At 70.3% G+C, this 22681-nt stretch carries 17 protein-coding genes; 8 read left to right on the forward strand and 9 right to left on the reverse strand.

The window, feature by feature from the left end; genetic code table 11:
• Positions 1-38: 38 nt before the first annotated feature.
• The 5 genes from ACIP2X_RS05240 to ACIP2X_RS05260 all read right to left on the reverse strand — a co-directional run bounded on the left by ACIP2X_RS05240 (position 39) and on the right by ACIP2X_RS05260 (position 7309).
• A complete protein-coding gene (locus tag ACIP2X_RS05240) occupies positions 39-1253 on the reverse strand; it encodes a serine hydrolase domain-containing protein (protein WP_401667686.1) in 1215 nt (404 codons plus the stop codon).
• 112 nt (positions 1254-1365) lie between these two features.
• The gene (locus ACIP2X_RS05245; protein ID WP_401667689.1) at positions 1366-2790 is read right to left on the reverse strand and encodes a M24 family metallopeptidase; all 1425 of its coding nucleotides are present in this window, start codon (positions 2788-2790) and stop codon (positions 1366-1368) included.
• A gap of 137 nt (positions 2791-2927) precedes the next feature.
• Positions 2928-3719, reverse strand: coding sequence for an FAD synthetase (locus ACIP2X_RS05250; protein ID WP_401667692.1), 792 nt, complete (start codon positions 3717-3719; stop codon positions 2928-2930).
• Positions 3720-3807: 88 nt separating this feature from the next.
• Positions 3808-5127, reverse strand: a complete 1320-nt coding sequence (locus tag ACIP2X_RS05255) for a dihydrolipoamide acetyltransferase family protein (RefSeq protein WP_401667694.1) — start codon at positions 5125-5127, stop codon at positions 3808-3810.
• Positions 5120-7309: a thiamine pyrophosphate-dependent enzyme gene (locus ACIP2X_RS05260; protein WP_401667697.1), complete on the reverse strand. Its 2190-nt coding sequence runs from the start codon at positions 7307-7309 to the stop codon at positions 5120-5122. Before ACIP2X_RS05260 ends, ACIP2X_RS05255 begins: the two co-directional genes overlap by 8 nt.
• A 131-nt stretch (positions 7310-7440) precedes the next feature.
• Here ACIP2X_RS05260 and ACIP2X_RS05265 point away from each other — a divergent pair, with 131 nt between their 5' ends.
• The 3 genes from ACIP2X_RS05265 (at position 7441) to ACIP2X_RS05275 (ending at position 10146) form a co-directional block, all read left to right on the forward strand.
• Positions 7441-7944, forward strand: a complete 504-nt coding sequence (locus ACIP2X_RS05265; RefSeq protein WP_401667699.1) for a VOC family protein — start codon at positions 7441-7443, stop codon at positions 7942-7944.
• A gap of 6 nt (positions 7945-7950) precedes the next feature.
• Positions 7951-8646, forward strand: a complete 696-nt coding sequence (locus ACIP2X_RS05270) for a GntR family transcriptional regulator (RefSeq protein ID WP_401667702.1) — start codon at positions 7951-7953, stop codon at positions 8644-8646.
• A 123-nt stretch (positions 8647-8769) separates the two neighbouring features.
• Positions 8770-10146, forward strand: coding sequence for an NADP-dependent succinic semialdehyde dehydrogenase (locus tag ACIP2X_RS05275; protein WP_401667705.1), 1377 nt, complete (start codon positions 8770-8772; stop codon positions 10144-10146).
• Between the two features lie 62 nt (positions 10147-10208).
• Here ACIP2X_RS05275 and ACIP2X_RS05280 read toward each other — a convergent pair whose 3' ends face one another.
• The 4 genes from ACIP2X_RS05280 to ACIP2X_RS05295 form a co-directional block, all read right to left on the reverse strand.
• Complete coding sequence (locus ACIP2X_RS05280) at positions 10209-11627, reverse strand: FAD-binding oxidoreductase (RefSeq protein ID WP_401667707.1); 1419 nt, start codon at positions 11625-11627, stop codon at positions 10209-10211.
• A gap of 77 nt (positions 11628-11704) precedes the next feature.
• Positions 11705-13132, reverse strand: coding sequence for a Re/Si-specific NAD(P)(+) transhydrogenase subunit beta (pntB, locus tag ACIP2X_RS05285; protein ID WP_401668895.1), 1428 nt, complete (start codon positions 13130-13132; stop codon positions 11705-11707).
• Between the two features lie 21 nt (positions 13133-13153).
• Positions 13154-14713, reverse strand: a complete 1560-nt coding sequence (locus ACIP2X_RS05290; RefSeq protein ID WP_401667709.1) for a Re/Si-specific NAD(P)(+) transhydrogenase subunit alpha — start codon at positions 14711-14713, stop codon at positions 13154-13156.
• A gap of 118 nt (positions 14714-14831) precedes the next feature.
• Positions 14832-15641: an SDR family NAD(P)-dependent oxidoreductase gene (locus tag ACIP2X_RS05295; protein WP_401667712.1), complete on the reverse strand. Its 810-nt coding sequence runs from the start codon at positions 15639-15641 to the stop codon at positions 14832-14834.
• Between the two features lie 236 nt (positions 15642-15877).
• On the opposite strand from ACIP2X_RS05295, the gene ACIP2X_RS05300 reads away from it, so the two are divergent.
• The 5 genes from ACIP2X_RS05300 to ACIP2X_RS05320 all read left to right on the forward strand — a co-directional run bounded on the left by ACIP2X_RS05300 (position 15878) and on the right by ACIP2X_RS05320 (position 22647).
• Positions 15878-16168 (forward strand): hypothetical protein, encoded by a 291-nt coding sequence (locus ACIP2X_RS05300; RefSeq protein WP_401667714.1) that lies wholly within the window; start codon positions 15878-15880, stop codon positions 16166-16168.
• Between the two features lie 12 nt (positions 16169-16180).
• Positions 16181-16765: a carboxymuconolactone decarboxylase family protein gene (locus tag ACIP2X_RS05305; protein WP_401667717.1), complete on the forward strand. Its 585-nt coding sequence runs from the start codon at positions 16181-16183 to the stop codon at positions 16763-16765.
• Positions 16766-17022: 257 nt separating this feature from the next.
• Positions 17023-18552 carry a 4-hydroxyphenylacetate 3-hydroxylase N-terminal domain-containing protein gene (locus tag ACIP2X_RS05310; protein WP_401667719.1) on the forward strand — a complete coding sequence of 510 codons (1530 nt, stop codon included), beginning with the start codon at positions 17023-17025 and terminating at the stop codon, positions 18550-18552.
• Positions 18553-18703: 151 nt separating this feature from the next.
• Positions 18704-19564, forward strand: a complete 861-nt coding sequence (locus ACIP2X_RS05315) for a cupin domain-containing protein (RefSeq protein ID WP_401667721.1) — start codon at positions 18704-18706, stop codon at positions 19562-19564.
• 23 nt (positions 19565-19587) lie between these two features.
• A complete protein-coding gene (locus tag ACIP2X_RS05320; RefSeq protein WP_401667724.1) occupies positions 19588-22647 on the forward strand; it encodes a BTAD domain-containing putative transcriptional regulator in 3060 nt (1019 codons plus the stop codon).
• The last annotated feature ends 34 nt before the right edge of the window (positions 22648-22681 follow it).

The following is a 22681-nucleotide window of genomic DNA, read 5'->3' on the forward strand; positions in this document are numbered from 1 at the left end:
GCGCCGCGTTCGGTGACCGCCGGGCGGTCACGCACCCGTCACGAGGAGCGGACCACTCCCGGAGCGATGTCCTCGGTGAACCCCTCGTCGTCGGGGGCCGTGAACTTGTCCGCCTTGGCGACGGCGGTGCCGCAGAACGCCGCCTCCAGCGTGCCGCCGAGGATGGTGTTCACCGTCCCGTTGTTGGAGGTGTTCGCCATGGACGTCATGCTGCGCTTGCCGTCCGCCGTGGTGAAGGCGTACGTGTAGTAGCCCTGGACGGTGCCCGTGTGGCCGTAGACCGTCACGCCGCAGGAGAGCTTGCGGCCACGCAGACCGAGCCCGTAGGACTGGGTGCCGTCCGCGTTGACCGGCACCGTGCTCATCATCTCCCGCAGCTGCGCCTGCGGCAGCAGCTTGCCGGAGACCAGGGCGGAGAAGAAGCGGTTGAGGTCGGCCGAGTTGGAGATGACCGCGCCCGCCGACTGCGCCCACGACACCGTCTGCTCGGTGGAGTCGACCAGCGGCAGCGTGGTGTCGTCCTGGCGCAGGTAGCCGCGGGCGTAGGAACCCGACAGGGTGGTGCTGGGGTGCACGTAGGAGGTGTTCCTCAGACCCAGCGGCCCGAAGATGCGCTGCTGGTAGTGGGTGGCCATCGGCACGCCGGTGACGTGCTCGACGAGCTGGCCCAGCACCACGAAGTTGGTGTTGGAGTAGCTGTAGGCGGCTCCCGGCTCGTTGTTCACCTTGTGGGCCGTCGACAGGTCGATCAGCTCCTGGTAGGTGAACACCTTGTTCCGCACGGACTCGAAGCCCGGAACGGTGTAGTAGAACATGTCGTTGGTGTAGTCCCACAGGCCGCTGCGGTGACTGAGCAGGTGCCGCACGGTGATGCGGTCGTCCGGCAGTGCCTTCGGGAGGTAGCTGTTCGCCGAGGCGTCGAGGTCGACACGGCCCTCCGCGACGAGCTGCATGAGCACCACCGTGGTGAAGCTCTTGCTCACGCTGCCGACCCGGAAGCGGCGGTCGGCGTCCATCGCGGTGCGGGCGGCGGTGTCCGCCTGGCCCGACGAGATGCGGTAACTGGAGTTGCCCGAGTCGATGCGGGTGAGGGCGCCGGGCGCCCCCGCCGCCATGGCCTGCTGCTGCACCTTGAGGACCGAGGTGACGGAGGGGTGGGGGAGGGTGGAGGTGGCTGCGCCGGCCGGGGAGGCGGCCAGCGCGGCCATCACGGTCGATCCGGCGAGCACGACGCTCACGTACTTGATGCGCATCCGAGACTTTCTGGTACGGGGTCAGGTCGACGCCGCCCGGTCCGGGGCGACGCTGGAGGCATCGTAATACTGTGACAAGGTGTTGATCGTGCCCGGGCTGGGTCACACCGTCTCACACTCCTGAGGCGTCCCGGTCGGTCCGGACCAGGGTCTGGTCCTGGCCCACGGAACGGCTCGCGGTCGCCGTGTTCAGATGGGACTGGGAGTCACGCTCGGCCGGCAGCGGTCCCGAGACGGTGAAGTAGCGCCGGCCGGCGACGAGCAGCTCCTCCGCGGGGAATTTCGTGATCACCTCGCACCCTTCCGCCGTCACCACCAGTTCCTCCTCGATCCGGGCCGCCCCCCAGCCGTCCTTCGACGGCCAGTACGTCTCCAGCGCGAAGACCATGCCCTCCTCGATCACCTCGGGGTGCTCCATGGAGACCAGCCGGGAGAAGACCGGCTTCTCCCAGATCGACAGCCCGACGCCATGGCCGTACTGCAGGGCGAAGGCCGCTTCCTCGTCGGGGAAGCCGAACTCCTGCGCCGTGGGCCAGACCGACACGATGTCGGCGGTCGTGGCTCCCGGGCGGACGAGGCTGATCGCCTCGTCCATGTACTCACGGCACCGTGTGTAGGCGTCCCGCTGGGCCGAGGAGGCGCTGCCGACGGCGAAGGTGCGGTAGTAGCAGGTGCGATAGCCGTTGTAGCTGTGCAGGATGTCGAAGAACGCGGGGTCCCCGGGGCGCACGATGCGGTCGGAGAAGACGTGCGGGTGCGGTGCGCACCGCTCGCCGGAGATGGCGTTGACGCCCTCGACGAACTCCGAGCCGAGGTCGTACAGGGTCTTGGCGACCACCCCCACGCACTCGTTCTCCCGCACGCCCGGCCGGAGGAACTCGTAGAGGTTCTCGTAGGCGGCGTCGACCATCGAGCAGGCATGGGTGAGCAGGTGGATCTCGTCACGCGTCTTGACGCGGCGGGCCTCCAGGAACACCTGCTGGCCGTCCACCACGGTGATGCCCGCGTTCTGGAGGGCCATCAGGACCGGGAGTTCGACGACGTCGACGCCGAGCGGCTCGTTCTGGAGCCCGTAGAGTTCGAGTTCCCGCTTCACCTTGCGGGCGACGGAGTCGGCCATCCCCACCAGCGGGTTGATGGCGCCGCGCAGCGTCGAGATGCCGGCCCGGGCGCCACTCGGATTGCGGGCGTCGGCCCCGTGGTGGGCGCCGTGCGGATCGCCGTCCGAGTGCGCCGCCGAGTAGTCCAGCCAGGGGTTGTACAGCTGGTGGTGCCTGGCGGCCGAACCGAAGTCCCAGACGATCGGCTCACCGCCCCTGACCAGCAGGGAGAACCGGATCATCTTGTCGATCGCCCAGGTGCCGATGTGGGTCGAGGTCATGTAGCGGATGTTGGAGAAGTCGAAGGCCAGGACGGCGCCGACCTCGGACTGCTCCAACGACTCGCGGAGGCGGGCCAGCCGCTCCTCGCGAAGCCGGTTCATGTCGACGCGGGTCTCCCAGTCGACCGCGTTCGGCCCGAATGTCGGAAGCGCCATCACAACTCCTTGCCAGGGGGAAATCTGCGGGTGGTGGAAAGGGGACGGCTCGCGCGCCGACTGCACGGGGCAGGAGGCGGGAGCGTCGCGGATCACTGCATGCGCGGGTGTCACCGGTCCGCGGGGCGTGCCGCGGCCTATGCGGTCTGCCGCACGAAGGTCACCTGCACGGGGCTGCCGGTCCGCGCAGCTCCCGCGCCCGCGACCGAACGGTCCTGACACACCCGGAGCCGGCGTGGGTGACCGTCCACGGAGCCGAGGTAGCAGCCGGGCGCGGGCCGGGCGAACCGCGCGGAGATCAGCAGACGCCCCCCGTCGCCGACGACCGCCGGCAGGGCGAGGGCGGATCCCAGCAGTTCACCTGCCGACGCCACGTCGCCCTCGGAGATCAGCCGGCGGATGCGGGTCGACGAGATCGCCTCGCCGGCCGATCCCCGCGTGACGAGCGGGACGACCCGGGTGCTCAGTCCGGGATAACTCTCGAAGGTGCCTGCCGTCCCGGCGCCCCGGGCGCCGAACCGGAAACCCTGGCCGACGCTGACGAACCGCGCGCCGAGCTGCTCGACGACGACCCGCTCGACGAACTCCTCGGCCGTGACCCGGGACCAGGCGTGGTCGAACGGCACGATCGCCACCTGCCGGATCCCCAGGGAGCGGAGCTTGTGCAGTTTCTGACGGCGATCGCTCAGCAGGCTCGGCGCACGGCCCGGGTCGAGCACCTGCCTCGGGTGCGGGTCGAACGTGAGGACCGTGTCGCACCCGTCGAGGACCTGACGGTGGCCCAGGTGCACGCCGTCGAACGCCCCGATCGCCACCTTCGCCACCCTCGCGACCGTCGCGATCTTCGCGGACGACGGGGCGCCGCCGACGCGCACGCCGCCACCGGCGCTCCACTTCTCGCCCGGTACTTCGAGACCGAGGACCTCCATCACTCACCTCCTTCATCCTCGGAGCAGGTTCGGTGCCGGCCAGTGTGGTCCCCGTGCCGTTAGCCGGGGAGAAAGCGCCGCGCGGCGCTCACAGCAGGATGCGCAGCGGTTCCTCCAGCACGTCCACGAACGCCCTCATCCACTCGGCCGCGGTCGCACCGTCCACGGACCGGTGGTCGACGGCGAGGGTCGTCCGCAGGACGGACGCGACGGTGACCGCACCCTCCTCGACGACCGCCTCCTGGCGCACCGCGCCGACGGCGAGAATCGCGGCCTGGGGCGGGTTGATGATCGCCGCGAAGTCCTCGGTGCCGTACATGCCGAGGTTGGTGATCGTGATGGTGCCGCCCTCCAGTTCGTCCTGCCGGAGCCGGCGTTCCTTCGCGCGGTCGATCAGGTCCCTGGTCGCGGCGGCGACACCGCTCACCGACAGCGAGTCGACGCCTCGGACCACCGGGGTGACCAGTCCGCCGTCGGTGGCGACGGCCACGGCGACGTCGACGTCCGAGAAGTGCCGGACGGAGGTGTTGTTCCACTGCACGTTCATCGCCGGGACGGTCACATGGGCGCACGCGATCGCCTTGACGAGCAGGTCGTTGATCGACACGCGCGCGCCCCGGCCGGCGTTGATCTGCCGCCGCAGGGCGAGCAACGCGTCGACGCGTGCGCCGCCGCGAAGATAGAAGTGCGGGGTGTTCTGCTTGCTCTCCGTGAGCCTGCGGGCGATGGCCCCCCGCATCCGGCTGTTGGGCACGTCCACGAACCGGGCGGCCGCCGTGGTGGCCGGCGCGCTCGGGACCGCCGCGGGGGTGCCCGGCGACGAGGCCTCCTCGTGCTGAGCGGGCCTCGCGAGAGCCGCCTCGATGTCCGCCCGGCGGATGCGGCCACGGGGGCCGGTCCCCACCACCGTGTTGAGGTCGACGCCGGACTCACGCGCGAGACGTCGAGCCAGCGGACTCGCGAAGACGCGCTCGCCGTCCCCGTCCCGTGCCGCTTCGACGGACGCGGGCGCGACGGACGCGGAGGCGACGGGCGCGGCGGCGGAGGCCTGGGTGGCAGCGCCGTCCTCCGGTGTCTCCGGTACGGGCGCCGGGGAGGTCGAGGCGGTCACCGCCGCCGCGCCGCCGCCCAGCGTCGCCACGAGGGCGTCCACCTCCGACGACGACTCGCCCGGCTTTCCCCAGGCGGCGATCGGCGCGCCCACGGCCACCGTCGCGCCCGCGTCGACCAGCAGGCGCAGGAGGGCCCCGTCGCTCTCGGCCTCGACCTCGACGACGGCCTTCTCGGTCTCGACCGTGACGATCGGGTCGCCCGCCGCGTAGGGGGTGTTCACGTCGACGTTCCAGGAGACCAGCACCGCCTCCGTGGTGTTGGCCGCCACCTCGGGCATCCGCAGGAGCTCAGCCATTGTTCTGCCCCCGCGAGAACTCGCGCAGCTTGGCGGCGACTTCCTCCGTGGAGGCGAACGCGGCGCGCTCCAGCACCTTGCTGATGCTCGGCGACGCCTCGCCGCCCGTCACCCGCTCGATCGGGGCGTCGAGCCAGTCGAAGAGCCGGCGCTGTATCTCGTCCGCGAGCCAGCCGCCGTAGGAGGTGCCGACGGCGCCCTGCTCGGCGATCAGCACCTGGTTGGTCTTGCGTACCGAACGGCCGATGGTGTCCCAGTCCAGGCTGGCCCGGTCCAGCCAGCGCAGATCGATGACCTCGGCGTCCACCCCGGTCTCCGCGACGGCGGCCAGCACGGCCGGCGTCATGGCGAGATAGCTCAGGATCGTCAGGGCCGCGCCCTCGCGGCGTACGGCGGCCTTGCCCACGGGCAGGTAGTGGTCGTAGTCGTCGGGCAGGCCGGGGCCGGTCGCGTTGTACAGGTCGACGTGTTCGAGCACCACGACCGGGTCGTCGCAGGCCAGGGCCGTGTTCATGAGGCCGACGTAGTCGAACGGCGTCGAGGGGGCGACGATGCGCCAGCCGGGTGCCGTCGCGAAGACGCCGGCCGGGTCCATCGAATGCTGTGACCCGTACCCGGTGCCCATGGCGATCTTGCTGCGCAGGACGAACGGCACCGTGCCCTCGCCGCCGAACATGTGGCGCGCCTTGCCGATCTGGTTGAACAACTGGTCCGCCGCCACCCACATGAAGTCGGCGTACATGAACTCGACGACCGGGCGGAAGCGGCCGTCCAGCGCCATTCCGCCGCCGAGGCCGGCGAACGCGTTCTCCGAGATGGGGGTCCCGAGCACCCGGTCGGGATGGGCCTCGCTCAGACCGCGAGTGGCCCCGTTGGTCCCGCCGTTGAGCTTGTGCACGTCCTCACCCATCACCACGACGCGCGGATCGGTGGCGAGCCGGCGGCCGAGGACGCCCGCGACGGCCCCGACGAACTTGACGTCGGTCAGGTCGCCGGCGAAGTCCTCGGTGTCGGTGAAGTCGATCCCGGCCAGCTCCGACAGGTCGCCGCGGACGCCCTCGTCGACGAATGCCGGGTCCGGCCACTCCGAGGGCACGATGCGCCGCTCACCCGGCTTGCCGCCCGGCCGCGGTTCGAGCAGGACGTCGCCGAGTCCGGACATCAGAGCTTTGGCGCGTTCGATCGTCTCCGCTACGGCCTTCTTGGTGAGGATCCTGCGGCGCACCAGGTGCCGCGCCACGGTGTCGATCGGGTCGCGGGCGCGCCACTCGGCCTCCTCCTCCTTGGTGCGGTACCGGAACGCCGAGCCCGGGAACGGGCCGTTCTGGTGGAAGTAGCGGTACACGTCGGCCTCGATCATCGTCGGACCGGCGCCGCCGCGCATGTGCTCCAGGGCCCGCTGCGTCACGAGGTGCACGGCCAGCGGATCCATGCCGTCGACCTTCCAGCTCCGGATGCCGAAGCCCGGACCGCGGCCGGACAGCCGGGGCTCGGCGGTTACCTCGGAGACGTGGGTGGAGACGGCGTACAAGTTGTTCTCGACGAAGAAGCACACGGGCAGCGACCAGGCCGCGGCGAGATTGAGGGTCTCCAGCGTGGATCCGATGTTGATCGCGCCGTCGCCGAAGAAGGTGAAGGTCACCGCGTCGGTGCCGGCCCTCTTGTGGGCCCAGGCGGACCCGGCGGCGAGCGGCACGCCGCCGCCGACGATCGCGTTGGTCCCGATGGCGCCCGCCTCGTGCCACTGCAGGTGCATGCTGCCGCCGCGGCCGTGGCTGAAGCCCTGGTCCAGCCCGCAGATCTCGCGGAGCGTGCGCAGGAGCACGGCCCGGACGTCCTCGGGGAACGGCTTCGTCGGGTCGATGCCCTTCGGGTGCAGATGGGCGAGCACCTTGGCGAGGAACTGGTGGTGGCCGCGGTGCGAGCCGTTCACGGTGTCGTGCGAGGTCAGGGTGTAGCACGCGCCGACCGCGCCGCCCTCCTGGCCGATGCTGGAGTGCGCGGGGCCGTGGATCAGCCCGTCGGCGGCGAGTTCGAGGACGTACTCCTCGAAGGTCCGGATCAGCACCAGTTGGCTGAACATGCCCGTCAGCAGGTCCGCGGGCGCGGCGTCCCAGTCGTCCCGGGTGGCGACGAACTCCGACCACGCGGCCTTTGCTTCGAGTGTGTGTTCCACGGGCATCGCTAGCCCCCTTCAGTCGATCGAAGTGCACCGACCCTGCCATAGGATTGGATCCAATAACAAGATGTCACTCGACTTTTGACGTCGACGGGGCCACCATGGATGCACTTTGGATCCAAAGGAGGTAGGTCATGGCTCTCCCCGGCCTCAGGCGACTCGATCACATCGGCTTCACGGTGCCGGACCTGGAGCAGGCGCACGACTGGCTCGTGGACGTCCTGGGATGCGAGTACATGTACTCGGTGGGCCCCTTCAGCTCGGCGGAGAACTGGATGTCCGAGCATCTGAACGTCGACCCGCGCACGGTGCTGCGCCAACTGCGCTTCTACCGGTGCGGCGACCAGGCCGTGTTCGAGGTCTTCGCGTACGAGGCGGAGGGGCGGCGCACGTCCGTCCCGCGCAACAGCGACGTCGGCGGCCACCATGTCGCGCTGTACGTCGAGGACCTGGACGAGGCGGTGGCGTACCTGAGGGCGCGGGGCGTGCCGGTGCTGGGGGAGCCGACCGTCAGCTCGGGACCCTCCCTGGGACAGCGGTGGGTCTACTTCCTCTCGCCATGGGGAATGCACTTCGAGCTGGTGTCCTATCCTGACGGCAAGGCCTACGACCGCGACCCGTCGGAGTTTCAGAGGTGACTGTCCTTGAGTCCTGCGCACGCCCGTGATCCGCGCGGGGCGGACAGTGTCAGGAGTCAGCACATCGCCGGCATCCTCCGCGACGAGATCCTCGCCGGCGATCTGACGCCCGGCACGTGGCTGCGCCAGGACGAACTCGCGGCCCGCCTCGGCACCAGCCGGATCCCGGTGCGCGAGGCGCTGCGGATCCTGGAGTCGGAGGGCCTCACCGAGTCGTTCCCCAACCGGGGCGCGCGGGTTCCGGTGCTGAGCGTCGACGACGTGAACACCTACTACCGGATGCGCGAGCGGCTGGAGCCGCTGACGCTGACCGAGAGCCTCGCCCACCTCACCGACGACCACGTGGCACGTCTGGAACGCATTCAGGACGAGATCGAGGGCCAGAGCGACATCAGCCGGTTCCTGGTGCTGGACCGCGACTTCCACATGACGTCCTATTCGGGCTGTCCCAGCGGCCATCTGCTGGCCATGACGGAGCGGCTGTGGAACTCGACCCAGCACTACCGGCGCGCGTTCATGGTGCTCGCCGAACCCGACCGGGCGGCGATCGTCAACGCCGAACACCGGTTGATCCTCGACGCCGTGCGCCGACGCGACCCGGAGGACTGCGAGCGGTACCTCGCGGGGCACATCCGCCGCACCAGGGTCGAACTCACCGCCCATCCCGAGCTCTTCGTCGACGGTGACGGCAACAACTCCTGAAATGGATCCAATGAACCCCTGACAGAGGCTCTTCTTCCTTCAAGGGCTCTGGTGCACGGTCGATGCGGTGCCTACGATGGATCCAATCCCCCCTCATCGATGCCACGTCACGAGGAGAGCCCTGTGCCCATCGCCACCATCAATCCCGCAACCGGCGAGCTCGTCGAGGAGTTCACGCCCCTCACGAAGGAAGAGGTCGAGGCGCGACTGACACGAGCGGAGGCCGCGGCCGCGGCGCTGCGGGCCACCGACTTCGGTACCCGGGCGCGGTGGATGCGCGCGGCAGCCGACCTGGTCGAGGCCGAGGCCTCCCACACGGCGCGCAGGCTCACTATCGAGATGGGCAAGCCCATCACGCAGGCCCGCGCGGAGGTCCTCAAGTGCGCGCAGGCGATGCGGTTCTACGCCGAGAACGCCGAGAGCATGCTCGCCGACCAGCCCCTGGCCGACCCGAGCACCGTCAAGGCCTCGCTCGCCTACACCACCTACCAGCCCCTCGGCGTGGTGCTGGCCGTGATGCCGTGGAACTACCCGATGTGGCAGGTGATCCGCTTCGCGGCGCCCGCGCTGATGGCCGGCAACGTCGGCCTGCTCAAGCACGCTTCGAACGTGCCGCAGACCGCGTTGTACCTCGACACGCTCTTCGAGCGGGTCGGCTTCCCGGCCGGGTCGTTCCAGTCGCTCCTCATCGGGGCGGCCGACGTCGAGACGGTCCTGCGGGACCGGCGCGTGGCCGCCGTTACGCTGACGGGTTCCGAGCCGGCAGGCCGGTCGGTGGCGGCCGTCGCGGGCTCCGAGGTGAAGAAGTTCGTACTGGAACTGGGCGGATCCGACCCGTTCATCGTGCTGCCGTCCGCCGACGTCGCCGCCGCCGCCCGCACCGCCGTGACCGCTCGCACGGTCAACAACGGCCAGTCCTGCATCGCGGCCAAGCGGTTCATCGTCCACACGGAGGTGTACGAGGAGTTCGTAGAGGCCTTCGTCGCGGGCACGCAGGCGCTGACCGTCGGTGATCCGCTCGACGAGGAGACCGAGGTCGGGCCGGTCGCGACGGAGTCGGGTCGGCGCGAACTCCTCGACCTGGTCGACGACGCGGTCGCCGGGGGAGCCGTTCTGCGGTGCGGCGGGTCGGTGGTCGGTACCGAGGGGTGGTTCTTCGCGCCGGCGGTCCTGGAGGAGGTCACCGCGGCGATGCGGGTGCACCGCGAGGAGGCCTTCGGGCCGCTGGCCGTGGTCTACCGCGTCGACGACGTCGAGCAGGCCCTGGCGCTCGCCAACGACACCACCTTCGGGCTCAGCTCTTCGGTGTGGACCACCGACCCCGACGAGGAGCGGCTTGTGATCAGCCGTCTCGAAGCGGGGGCCGTCTTCGTCAACGGCATGAGCATCTCCTACCCCGAACTGCCCTTCGGCGGCGTGAAGGACTCCGGCGTCGGCCGCGAACTCGCGGCGGAAGGCATCCGGGAGTTCTGCAACCTCAAGACGGTCTGGAAGAGCTGAGGACAAGGCCACGCCGATGGGGCGTCACACGGCACACCGTGTGACGCCCCATCGGCGTGCGGTCAGTCGGTGTCCCGGGGAGCGATGTTCTTGTTGAAGCGGAGCAGGTTCTCGGGGTCCCAGGCGGCCTTGACCGCACGCAGCCGCAGATGCTTCGCCTCGCTGCCGTGCACTCCACGCCGCCACCGCTCACCCAGGTCGTCGGTGAGGTTGGCGTAGCCGTTGGTGAGGGAGTGCGGCCGCATCGCCTCGGTCAGGCCGGTCGCCCAGGTGTCGTACCGCCCGTCGGACTCGGGGGCGTCCCACTTGCAGATGGCCTCCCACAGCCAGGCGGCTCCGGCGCGGGAGAAGGCCATGGCGTCCTCGTCGACGTCCTCGGAGATCGCCCCGCCCATGAGCGAGAGGTTGACCGACCAGATGTCGCCGGGATCCGCCCGCACGCGGGCCACATGCTCCAGCAGCACGTCGACGGCGTCGCCGGACAGGGACGGCAGGTATCCACCCCGGAGGTTCATGCGCATGCCGGAGGGGGCGACGGCGTCGAGCATGCTGTTCGCCCGCACCCACGTGGTCTTCGTGACCAGGTCGGCCAGCGGCCGGCCGAGCGCGGCGAGCGGCTCGACGACCTCGTGGGCGGTGGCCGCCTCGCCGGAGTGGACCACGACGAGGATCAGCACCGGCTTGCCGTGCACCTCCGCGGGCAGCACCGGCAGCGGCGGGGCAGGAGCGATCGCGACCAGCAGTCCCAGCTCGCGCGGCGCCGCGGCCAGGTGCCCCGAGAGCCCCCGCAGGACGTCGGCGGCCTGGTCGTACGGGAAGATCAGCTGCCCCGCGACGACCTCGGGGCCGACCGGATGCGCGCGGTACTCGAACGAGGTGACGACGCCGAAGTTGCCGCCCCCGCCGCGCAGCGCCCAGAACAGCTCCGGGTTCTCGCTCGCGTCGGCGCGGACCTTGCGGCCGTCGACCGTGATCATGTCGCAGGCCAGCAGGTTGTCGACGGTGGCGCCGAAACGGCGCATCAGGAAGCCGATGCCGCCGCCCAGCGTGAGCCCGGCGACACCGGTGCTGCTGACCGTCCCGGCGGGCACGGCGAGGCCGTACCGCTGGGCGGCGGCGTCCATCTCGCCGAGCTTGACGCCTGGCTCGGCCCGCACCACCCGGGTCCTCGGGTCGACGGTGAGCGCCCGCATCGCCGAGAGGTCGACGACCAGTGCCCCACCCGGCATCGCATAGCCGTCCGAGCCGTGCCCACCGCCGCGCACGGCCACGGGCACGCTCCGGGCGGAGGCGTACCGCAGTACGGCCGCGACGTCCTCCTCGTCGGCGCACTGCGCGATCAGCGCGGGGCCCTCGTCGGCGGCACGGCCTTGGTACAGCGCGCGTGCCGCGTCGTAGCGGTCGTCGCCGGGCCGCAGTACGGCGCCGCGGAACGAGGCCGGGAATCCGGGGTGCGAAAGGTGCTCTGTCGGCACACTCATGGAGGGCTCCTGTTCGAACGATGGACCAGGGGAGGGGAGTTCATGGCCGACGGCCACCGCCTTCGCCGAGGCGTGTGTCAGAGCACGCGGAGGATGTCCTCGACGCGGTCCTTGGCGTCGCCGAAGAGCATGGCCGAGTTCTCCCGGTAGAAGAGCGGGTTCTGGACGCCCGCGTAGCCGGAGGCCATGGAGCGCTTGAAGACGATGACGTGCTCGGCGTCCCAGACCTGGAGGACGGGCATGCCGGCGATGGGTGAGTCCGGGTCCTCGGTGGCGGCGGGGTTGACCGTGTCGTTGGCGCCGATGACGAGGACCACGCTGGTGCGGTCGAAGTCCTCGTTGATCTCGTCCATCTCCAGCACGATGTCGTAGGGGACCTTGGCCTCGGCGAGCAGGACGTTCATGTGGCCGGGCAGGCGTCCCGCGACCGGATGGATGCCGAAGCGCACGTCGACGTCACGGTCCCTCAGCTTGCGTGTCAGCTCGGCGACCCCGTACTGGGCCTGGGCCACGGCCATGCCGTAGCCGGGCGTGATGATCACCGAGTCGGCGGAGCCGAGGAGTTCGGCGACGCCCTCGGCGGTGATCTCGCGGTGCTCGCCGTAGTCCTTGTCGCCGGCCGGGCCCGCCTCGATGCCGAAACCACCGGCGATCACGGAGAGGAAGGACCGGTTCATCGCCCTGCACATGACGGCGGACAGGTAGGCACCCGACGAGCCGACCAGGGCACCGGTGATGATCAGCAGGTCGTTCTCCAGCAGGAACCCCGACGCCGCGGCCGCCCACCCGGAGTACGAGTTGAGCATCGACACCACGACCGGCATGTCACCGCCGCCGATCGAGGCGACCAGATGCCACCCCAGCGCCGCGGCGACGAGGGTGACGGCGATCAGCGGCCACAGGGCCGGGTCGATCACGAACCAGGTGGTCAGAACGGCGAACGCGACCAGGGCAGCGAGGTTGAGCTGGTTCCTGCCGGGCAACATCAGCGGCGACGACTTGATGCGCGCCGAGAGCTTGAGGAACGCCACGACCGAACCGGTGAAGGTGACCGCGCCGATGAAGACGCCGATGAACACCTCGGCGGAATGGATCCCGAGCAGCCGCCCGGCCCGCAGCAGTTCGGCCTCGGCGCTGACCGCGCCGTTCAGGGTGGCCTCGACGTGCAGATAGCCGTTCCATCCCACGAGTACCGCGGCAAGACCCACGAACGAGTGCAGCAGGGCGATCAGTTCGGGCATCGCGGTCATCTCGACCACCCGTGCCCGCCAGAGCCCGATCGCGCCGCCGACAGTCATGGTGCCGATCACCAGCGCCAGTCCGACGGCGGAGATGTCGCGGTGGACCGCCAGCGCGATCGTGGCGGCCATGGCCACCGTCATGCCGCCGACCCCGAAGGCCTTGCCGGCCTGGGCGGACTCGTGGCGGGACAGTCCGGCAAGGGCCAGGATGAAGAGCAGGGCCGCGACGATGTAGGCGGCCGCCGCGGCCGTCTCGACGGTCATCAGATCCGACATGACGCCCCCTCAGCTTCTCGAGAACATGGAGAGCATCCGGCGGGTCACGGCGAAGCCGCCGACGATGTTGACCGAGGCCAGCAGGATCGCGAGCGCCGACAGGGCGGTGACCACCCCGCCGTTCGGGGTGCCGGCGTGCCCGATCTGCAGCAGGGCTCCGACGACGATGATTCCGGAGATCGCGTTGGTCACGCTCATCAGCGGCGTGTGCAGGGCGTGGTGGACCTGCCCGATCACGTAGTAGCCGATCACGATCGCCAGCGCGAACACCGTCAGGTGCCCGAGCAGCGCCGACGGTGACAGGGCCGCGCCCAGGAACAGCACCGCCGCGCCGCACCCGACCCCCGTATACCGTCGCCGGGTCGACAACGGCGGCCGGGTGCGCGCGGTGTTCGGCTTCGCCCCCGAGGAGACGGGAGCGGCGGCCGGTGCCGCGGCGGCGGAGACCTGGACCGGGGGCGGGGGCCAGGTCAGCTCGCCGTCCCGTACCACGGTCATCGACCGCTGCACCACGTCGTCGAAGTCCAGCACCAGCCGGCCGTCCTTGCCGGGGGTCATCAGCTTGACCAGGTTGACCAGGTTGGTGCCGTACAACTGGGAGGCCTGCGCGGGCAGCCGGCCGGGGAGGTCGGTGTAGCCGAGGATGGTCACACCGCCCGCCGTGACCGCGGCCTGGTCCTTGACCGTGCCCTCGACGTTGCCACCGGTCGAGGCGGCCATGTCCACGATGACACTGCCCGAGCGCATCGACGCCACCATCTCCGCGGTGATCAGCGTCGGTGCCGGGCGCCCCGGGATCTGCGCGGTCGTGATCACGATGTCCATCTCCGCGATCCGCTCGCTGTACAGCCGCGCCGCACGGGCGTTGTAGTCCTGCGACATCTCCTTGGCGTAGCCCGTCGCCGACACCTGCTCCTCGCCCGTGTCGTCGGCCTCGACCGACAGGTACTCGCCCCCCAGCGACCTGACCTGGTCGGCCACCTCCGGCCGCGGGTCGGTCGCGTACACGACGGCACCGAGGCTTCCGGCCGCCCCGATCGCGGCCAGGCCCGCCACACCGGCACCGCACACCAGCACCTTGGCCGGCGGCACCTTGCCCGCGGCCGTCACCTGACCGGTGAAGAACCGGCCGAAGGTGTGCGCGGCCTCCACCACGGCCCGGTAGCCGGCGATGTTCGCCATCGAGGACAGCACGTCCAGCGACTGGGCCCGTGAGATGCGCGGCACGGCGTCCAGCGCCAGCGCGGTGATCGGCCGCTTCGCCAGTTCCTCCACCAGCGCGGGGTCCAGTGCCGGACTCATGACGCCCATGACGGTCGCACCCGGCTTCAACTCGTCGAGCCGCTCGGGCGTCAGCGCGTTCACGCCGAGCACCACGTCCGCCGCGAGCGGGTCACCGACCCGCGCGCCCGCCTCGACGTAGGCCCCGTCCGGGAAGCTCGAGCGCACACCGGCACCCGGTTCCACCACGACTTCGTACCCCAGCCTCACCAGCTGGACCACCGTGGCGGGAGTCGCCGCGACGCGCGTCTCGCCACGGTGGGTCTCGCCCACGATTCCTATCAGCATGCGCACACTCCAGGTCGACGTTCCAGAGCACTTCGGGCAGGCCCCCGCACCGCACAACCAGAAGCGCCGTCCAAGGCGACTGCGGGCACTGGACGGCGCTTGCCTGGGGGCCTTGCGATCAGGCGACGGGCTTGCTCATCCCGCCGTCCACGCGCAGCACCTGACCGGTGACGTAGGAGGCGTCGTCCGACGCCAGGAAGGCCGCCGCGGCACCGATCTCGGCGGGGTCGGCCCAGCGGTTGAGGCGGATCCCGAGCCCCTGGGCCATGCCGGCCCGGACCTCTTCGGCGGTCTTGCCCTGCTGCTTGCCCATCGCCTCGGTCTTGGTGAGCCAGCCCTCGGTCCGCGTCATGCCGGGGGAGATCGCGTTGACCCGGATGTTGTCGGCGGCCGCCTCGGTCGCCAGGTAACTCGTGAGCGCGACCACGCTCGCGTTCACGACGGCCGTCACACCCGCCTGCGGAATGAGCAGGTGGGCGGTGGCGCCGACGACGTTCACGATGCTGCCGCTGCCCGTCCGGCTCAGGTACGGCAGAGCGGCCTGCGCGACGCGGACGTACCCGATCAGCTTGGTGTCGAAGGCGGACGCGATGTTCTTCTCGTCGGCCTTGTCCAGGGGGGACGGCGTGAGCTGCGGTCCCGCGTTGTTCACGACGATGTCGAGGGCACCGTGCCACGCGTGCACCTCGGCCAGCGCGCTGCCTACGGAGTCCGCGTCGGTGACGTCCGCGACGACGGGGAGCACGTCCTGCGCACCGGCTCCGGCGGCGAGACGACCGGCGGCGGCCTTGACCGCGGCTTCGTCGCGGGCCGCGATCGCCACCTTGGCACCACGCTCCAGCAGCGCCTGTGCGATGGCGAAGCCCAGGCCTCGACTACCGCCGGTCACGAACGCCGTGCGGCCCTCCAAGTTCCAACCTGCAGCCATGTTCGGCTCCTCCAGTCAGTGGTCCGTTCCTTGCTGCGGAGAGTCGAACGGAAGCGCCGAGGACACGGCAAGCGCGGTTAACGGCAGGTTCACACGCCGGCTGCCGGACCACCTCCCACCTTCCCGGCGGCTAACGGTGTGCGACGCACACTGACCCCTGCTCAGCCTGCTCCGGGAGTGAGGGAGGGACGGGTGAGGAAGACCCTGACATGCCCTCCGGGGCAGGGGAGGCGACGATGAGCCGGCCCGAGCGGGGCACGCGGCCGGCGAGGTCCGCCGTCCCCTGGAGTGTGGCACTGCGCGGTGCCGTCCGGGGCGGGGCTCTGCTCCAGACGATCGTGGCCGCCTCGTCGGTCGGGTCGGTGCTGTTCATGGTCAATCTGTACACACAGGTCCGGCAGGGCCCGCTCACCTGGGCACTCGCCGCGCGCATCGTCCTGACCTTTTTCGTGCCCTGGCTCAACGCGACCCTGGGCCTCGCCCTGGGCCTGCGGAAGACCAACCGCGAAGCCGGGCAGGACTCGTAGAAAGGAACTCTCATGTCGCTGGTGCCGCTCCTTGAGTCCGCGCAGTTCTCGGCGGACGACCAACCCGCTCTCGCAGGGGCCGTGAAGGCCTACGGCGAAGTGCTGAACACCTGGGCCGGCATCGGGAACAGCCCCGGACTGCTCGGCACCTACCTGCCCTTCCTCAGGCAGCTCAACGGCCCGGGGGCACTGGAGATCCGTGTGAAGGATCTGGTCGCCGTGCGCGTGGCCGTGCTCAACCACTGCCGCTACACGGCGAGTCACCGCTGCACGTCCGCGCTGGCCCAGGGAATCGAGGTCGACGAACTGGCGGCCGTCGCCGACGGGGAGCTCGCGGGCTTCACCGCGCGGGAGCGCCTGGCTCTCCTGCTGGCCGAGGAGATGACGGTCGCCCTGCCGGACGTCACGGTGGCGGAGGGCCCGACAGGCGTGCCGGCGAGCCTGCGCGACGAGGCGCAACGGATGTTCAGCCCGGCGGCGCTGGTGGAGCTCGTCATGTGCATCAGCATGTGGAACGCCCTGTCGCGCTTCCACCGTGTCATGGACTTCGAACTGGACATGCCGAAGCCGCCGGCAGCGGTGGAGGCCCGGCTGTAGAGGCGTCCGGGATCCGGCGCGGGGCGGCGCGGACGCCTCGACCGGCGGCGTGGCGTCCCGATTAACGCCGCACTAACAACTCATGGCTAACCTCGAAGGAATCAGCTGAATTCCTTCCGATGCCTTGAGAGAAATTTCACCCACGAGACTCGCGGTGAATTCCGACGACGGCCTGTCGACCTGAATTCCACCGACGAAGTCGCACAGAGAAATCCCGGCACGAAAGTGCCTGGGTCAAGTGGAGAAGGTGGCATTTGATGCGAACCGGCGACCAGTACTTGGAGTCTCTCAGGGACGGGCGCGTTGTCTGGGTCGGAGGGGAGAAGATCGACGACATCACGACCCACCCGCTGACCAGGGCGGCGGCCCAGCGCATCGCGAAGTTCTACGACCTGCACCACGAGCCCGGGATGCAGGACGTCATGACCTTCGTCGACGACGAGGGCATGCGTCGTTCGATGATGTGGTTCCGGCACACGGACTTCGAGGGACTGCGGCGCAAGCGCGAGTACCTGGAGACCATGATCCGGGAGCTCGACGGCGGCTCGATCGGGCGGACCCCGTGCGCGAACAACTACGGCCTCATCACCTACGAGGAGGACCCGCAGCCCTGGAGCGACCAGTCCGTGGGCACCGACGGGCGCGACCTGACCGTGGGTATCCGCAAGTTCCTGGAGCAGGTGAAGGAGGGGGACCTCAACTGCGCCTTCGCCTTCATCGACCCGCAGATCGACCGGTCCAGGACACACGCGGCCAAGGCCGCGCTGCGCATCGTGGAGACGCGCGAGGACGGCATCGTGGTCAACGGCGTCAAGGCCGTGAGCACCGGTACGCCGTTCGCCGACTACATCCACATCGGCGTCTTCTACCGCCCGGGAATCGAGGCCGAACAGGTCCTCTACGGCGTCTGCCCGGCGAACGCCCCGGGCGTCGCGATGGTTTCGCGTGAGGCGACGGTCACCGACGACCCCGCGAACCACCCGATCTCCTCGACCGGTGACGAGCTCGAATGCACCGTCATCTTCGACAACGTGTTCATCCCGTGGGAGCACGTCTTCCACATGGGCAACACCGAGCACGCCTCCCTGTATCCGCAGCGCATCTTCGACTGGCTGCACTACGAGGCGCTCGTGCGGACGATGGTCCGGGCCGAGCTCATGGCCGGCCTCGCGATGCTGATCACCGAGCACCTCGGCACCTATCAGCTTCCGCCGGTCCAGGCGCGCCTGGCACGTCTCATCGAGTTCTACACGACGATCCGCGCACACGTGATCGCGTCCGAGGCGGAGGGATTCATCTCGCCGTCGGGCCTCTACAAGCCGAACGTCCTGCTCTTCGACTTCGGCCGGTCCTACTACCTGGAGCGGTACCACGAGATGCGGCACGAGGTCATCGACCTCGCCGGACGTGCCTCGCTGCTGTTCCCCACCGAGGAGCAGTGGAACGACCCCGAGCTCCACAAGTGGCTCGCACCGCTGCAGGCCGGCGCGACCGGCGAACCCTACGACCGCCTGCGCATCTCGCGCGTCATCCGCGACCTGTTCCTCACCGACTTCGGTGACCGGGTGAGCACCTTCGAGCAGTTCAACGGGACCCCGATGCTCGCCACCCGGATGCTCACGATGAAGCGCTCGGAGCTGTCGCCCTCCGGACCGATCACACAGCTGGCTCGCAAGGTCTGTGGCCTTCAGCCCGCCGACGCCCCCGAGGTCACGGCCTACACCGAGCAGGCCGAGTACGCCCGGCGCCTCGACGGCGCACGGGCCGAGGGCTCAGTGGTCCGCTGACCCGGCCACTGTGCGGAGGGTGGTTCGTGGCCGACGGCGGCCACGAACCACCCGTCCCCCGCGCCCCCCGGGCCGAGTCCCGACAGCCATCAGCATCAACCAGGGCGAGGGATGCCCGCGGGCACCCTCGCGTGTGGACGGAGAGGTCGACATGGCTTACTACATCTCGCGGGCGTCGGAGCGGAAGTTCTCCGACGTCGAAGGCGTCCCGGGCCTTCAGCAGGCACTCCTGGTCGGGCACGAGCACGGTGCGTCCCACCTGGAGGTGAGCCTGTACGAACTGGCTCCCGGGGCGAGCACGGGCTGGACCCGCTGCCCGTTCGAGGAGTCGTTCTTCATCACCGGCGGATCCGGCGAGGCCGCCTACGCCGGACTGCGCTACGAGCTCGGTTCCGGTGACTACGGAGTGGCGCCGGTCGGCGTCGCCCACTCGCTGTCGGCCGGCGAGGAGGGACTGACGTGGATCGGGGTGCGCGCCCCGAAGCCGCCCACGTTCGACGGCGCCCGCAGCCGCATCGCCGCCAAGGCCTCGCCCGGTGAGAACCTGGGCCGTCCGTCCGAGACGGACCCCCGGCACCGCTACGTCGGCCACTTCGACGACTCCGACATGGCCCCGTACGCGCAGCTGTCGATGCCCGGCTACCACGGCCCCAACATCAAGAACATCAGCCTTCGGATGATGGTGGACCAACTTCTGGGGGCACAGCATCACACCGTCTTCGTGTGCGAGATCGCGCCGAAGTCCGGGCCGGGCCGGGCGGCCAAGGTCCACTACCACCCGTTCGAGGAGATCTACTACTTCACTTCCGGCGGGATGCGAGGCACCCTGGACGGCAAGGACGAGGTGATCGAGACCGGTGACCTCGTGTGGGTGGGGACCGACGGCACCCATGGCTTCGTCAACGAACGTGCGGAACCAGCCCGTTGGGTCGAGGTGCAGTCGCCGATCCCGCCCACCTCCGATGCGTTCTTCTTCCCTGACGACTGGCGAAAGCTCCCGGAGGAGCACTGAGGATCGCGGAGGCGCGACGTTCGATGGGCGGCGACTCCACTCCTGGTCGGCCGGGCGACTCCACCGCGCCGGGCCGACAGCATCGCGCGATCATCCGGCGGAAGCTGGCCGTTCCGGAGCCGGCCAAGGACATCGTCGAGCGCGACCGGCTCAGCCGGCGGCTGCGGACCCTGCTCGACCGGCACACCGTGGTGAACGTGTTCGCGACGGCCGGGGCCGGCAAGACCACGGCGGTGGCACTCGCCGTCCGTGACCTCGACAGGCCCGTCGCCTGGCTGTCGCTCGACGGTACCGAGCAGGCGGCGGGCCGTCTGCTCGTCTACCTCGAAGCGGCCGTCGAGGGTGCCGTACCGAGCGCGGCCGATGTGGCCTCCGACGCCCTCAGCAGCAGTCTCCACATCGGTGAGGCGGCCGGACTGCTGGCCGAGAGCCTCCAGGGAAGCCGGCTCATCCTCGTGTGCGACAACGTGGAACGCGTCGCCCCGGACGAGACCTGCACCGCGGTGCTCTCCTCGTTCGCCCGCTATCTGCCGTCCGGCGTGAACCTCGTGCTGATCTCGCGCGTCGACGTCCGGCTCGACCCGGGTTCTACGAGCGAACGTGACCGGGTCGGTGAGCTGGTCGAGAGCGACCTCTCCTTCGACGCCCAGGAAGCGGCCGAGGCGCTGCGCAACATCGGTCGCGCCGACGTGCACCCGGCTCAGGCGGTGGCCGCGACGGGAGGCTGGGTCACCGGGGTCCTGTTCGAGGGCTGGCGTCATGGACATTCCCGCCAGCCCGATCCCGAGATGCTGCGGTCCTATGTCGCGGCGAACGTCTTCAACTCGCTCACCCAGGCGGAGAGAACGTTTCTCCTCCACACGAGTCCGCTGGCCGAGGTGTCGGCCGAGGGTGCCCGGGCGCTGGGCCAGGAGAACGCGGCGCAGCTCATGGCGGGCCTGCGCGCCCGGCACCTGCCGGTGACGTGGTCCTCGGACGGTTCGCGTATGACGCCGCACCCCGTGTTCCGCGACTTTCTCGTCGAGACCCTGGGCCGGGAGGACGTGCGGACGCGCGACGCGGTTCGCCGCAGGCATGCCGACGTCCTGATCGCCGGCGGCGCGCACGAGGAGGCGGTCGACGAGTTGCTCCGGCTCGGGGACCTGGAGGCGGCCGGGAGACTGGCCGCCGTGGCCCTCCCCGACCTGGTGGCGCGGATGGACTTCGCGCCGGCGGCACGGTGGCTGGACGCGCTCGGAGCCTCGGTGCGGACGCCGACCCCGGAGATCGGCTCCGTCATCCTGCGCGTCGCCTTCGCGCTCGAACAGTGTGATCGCGGAGTGGAGCTCGTCGACCGCCACGGATACGACTGGCTTCCGGAGCCGGGGTCACCCGACTTCGAGGAGGCGCATGTCCTGGCCTGCTGGTGCCTGTGGCACCGTGGGCGGCTGGAGGAGGCGCGCTCGCTGGCGGACCGGCTGCCACCGGGCCGCAACCAGCGCATCGCACAGACCCTGATCGCGCTGGCCACGGGCGAGGAGCCACCACCCTTCCCGGAGTACTCGACCACGCCGTCCGGGCCGCTCGACGGTCTGCTGATGCGGCTGGCCTTCCTGCGCGGCCGCCTCGAAGGGCTCGACGAACCGGGGTCGTTCGATCCCTGGCGCACGATACTCGGCGGTCCGTGGGTCGTCGCCGCGTTGCGCGTGACCGGGCGACTCGACGCCGCGATGTCGATGTTCGAGCCGCGCCGTGCCTCCTCGCAGCCGGTGTGGCTGCACGCCGTCGACGCCGTCGACCTGATGCTCGACCTCGGCCGTGGGGAGGAGGCCTGCGCGTCCATCGCGCGCGGAAGGGACCTCATCGCGGCCACCGGCTCGACCGTGTACAAGAACCTGAGCCTGGTCGGCGAGGCCAAGCTGTGGCTGCGCCTCGGGGGTGACACCAGGCGCGCCGACCGTGTGCTGGCGGAGGCGGCCGCGTGCGGCGCGTCGGAGTACCGCCTCACCCGGGACATGTGGCAGTTGTGGTCGGGCCTGTCGATGCTCCTGCAGAACCGGGACGCCGAGGGCCACGAGCACCTCGCGGCATGTCTGCGCAGCATGCGCGACGGCGACCGTCACCTCGAACTCCCCACGGCCGCCGTGTATTTGGCCGAGGCGCAGTGGCGGCTGGGCATGGAGAACGAGTCCGACGCCACCGCCGACCTCGCGATGGACTCCGCCTCGACGCACGGCACCCAGCACCTGCTGCTGACGGCGCTCTCGGACGTGCCGCAGGTCGCGGCGAGGGCCGCGGACACCAGGTCGAGCCGTATGTCGCCCTGGCACGAGATCCTCGCCGCCCTCTCCGGCCAGCATCCGATACGCGTCAACGTGAGCGCGCCCCGGCTGGTGCTGGAGGAGTTCGGCGAGCCCGTCCTCACGGTCGACGGACATGTGACCCAGCCCCGGCTGACCAAGAGCCTGGAACTCCTCAGCTACCTGCTCTGGGCACCCGATCGCAGGGCGACGCGCGAGGAACTGCTCGGGGCGCTCTTCGGGGGCCGCAACGACGCCGCCGGCCGCAGCTATCTGCGGCAGGCGCTCTACCGGCTCCGCGAGGCGCTGCCCGAAGGCCTTGGCCCGGCGCAGGACGGCGACGTCTTCCACCTGGTCGGCCCCGCCCTCGCCACGGGGTCGGCGCAGCGGGCGGTCGACCTCGTCGCCCAGGCGGCGCGACAGGACGGCGAGATTCGGCTGCGGACGCTCTCGCGCGCCCTCGACAGCGCCGAGAGGGGTCCCTACCTGGCGACGATCTCCGGTGAGTGGGTCGCCGAGCGCCGGCTGGTGCTGGGGGAGACCTTCCTGGCGGCTCGCATCGACACGGCCAAACTCGCCTATCGCATGAACCGCTACCGCGAGGCCAGGGGACTCGTCGACGCCGTCCTGCGCGAAGACCCGTACCGCGAGCAGGCATGGCAGCTCGCCATCAGGCTCGCCCACGCCAGCGGCACCGACGACGGCGTGCTGGCGCTCTACCAGCGCTACGTCGCGCGGATGCGGGACCTCGGAGTGCCACCGTCGGACGAGGTCCGCCGCCTCGTCATGCAGCTCCGCCGCTGACGCCCCGATTTCGCATCGGTAAACGGGGCGTCGG

The organism is Streptomyces sp. NPDC089424 (assembly GCF_044749345.1).
GTDB lineage: Bacteria > Actinomycetota > Actinomycetes > Streptomycetales > Streptomycetaceae > Streptomyces.

Coding starts and splice junctions, on each gene's coding strand:
- ACIP2X_RS05245 (WP_401667689.1), bottom strand. CDS start 2,790: ATGGCGCTTCCGACATTCGGGCCGAACGCGGTCGACTGGGAGACCCGC.
- ACIP2X_RS05240 (WP_401667686.1), bottom strand. CDS start 1,253: ATGCGCATCAAGTACGTGAGCGTCGTGCTCGCCGGATCGACCGTGATG.
- ACIP2X_RS05250 (WP_401667692.1), bottom strand. CDS start 3,719: ATGGAGGTCCTCGGTCTCGAAGTACCGGGCGAGAAGTGGAGCGCCGGT.
- ACIP2X_RS05265 (WP_401667699.1), top strand. CDS start 7,441: ATGGCTCTCCCCGGCCTCAGGCGACTCGATCACATCGGCTTCACGGTG.
- ACIP2X_RS05310 (WP_401667719.1), top strand. CDS start 17,023: ATGCGAACCGGCGACCAGTACTTGGAGTCTCTCAGGGACGGGCGCGTT.
- ACIP2X_RS05300 (WP_401667714.1), top strand. CDS start 15,878: ATGAGCCGGCCCGAGCGGGGCACGCGGCCGGCGAGGTCCGCCGTCCCC.
- ACIP2X_RS05255 (WP_401667694.1), bottom strand. CDS start 5,127: ATGGCTGAGCTCCTGCGGATGCCCGAGGTGGCGGCCAACACCACGGAG.
- ACIP2X_RS05305 (WP_401667717.1), top strand. CDS start 16,181: ATGTCGCTGGTGCCGCTCCTTGAGTCCGCGCAGTTCTCGGCGGACGAC.
- ACIP2X_RS05260 (WP_401667697.1), bottom strand. CDS start 7,309: ATGCCCGTGGAACACACACTCGAAGCAAAGGCCGCGTGGTCGGAGTTC.
- ACIP2X_RS05320 (WP_401667724.1), top strand. CDS start 19,588: ATGGGCGGCGACTCCACTCCTGGTCGGCCGGGCGACTCCACCGCGCCG.
- ACIP2X_RS05290 (WP_401667709.1), bottom strand. CDS start 14,713: ATGCTGATAGGAATCGTGGGCGAGACCCACCGTGGCGAGACGCGCGTC.
- ACIP2X_RS05315 (WP_401667721.1), top strand. CDS start 18,704: ATGGCTTACTACATCTCGCGGGCGTCGGAGCGGAAGTTCTCCGACGTC.
- pntB (WP_401668895.1), bottom strand. CDS start 13,132: ATGACCGTCGAGACGGCCGCGGCGGCCGCCTACATCGTCGCGGCCCTG.
- ACIP2X_RS05280 (WP_401667707.1), bottom strand. CDS start 11,627: ATGAGTGTGCCGACAGAGCACCTTTCGCACCCCGGATTCCCGGCCTCG.
- ACIP2X_RS05295 (WP_401667712.1), bottom strand. CDS start 15,641: ATGGCTGCAGGTTGGAACTTGGAGGGCCGCACGGCGTTCGTGACCGGC.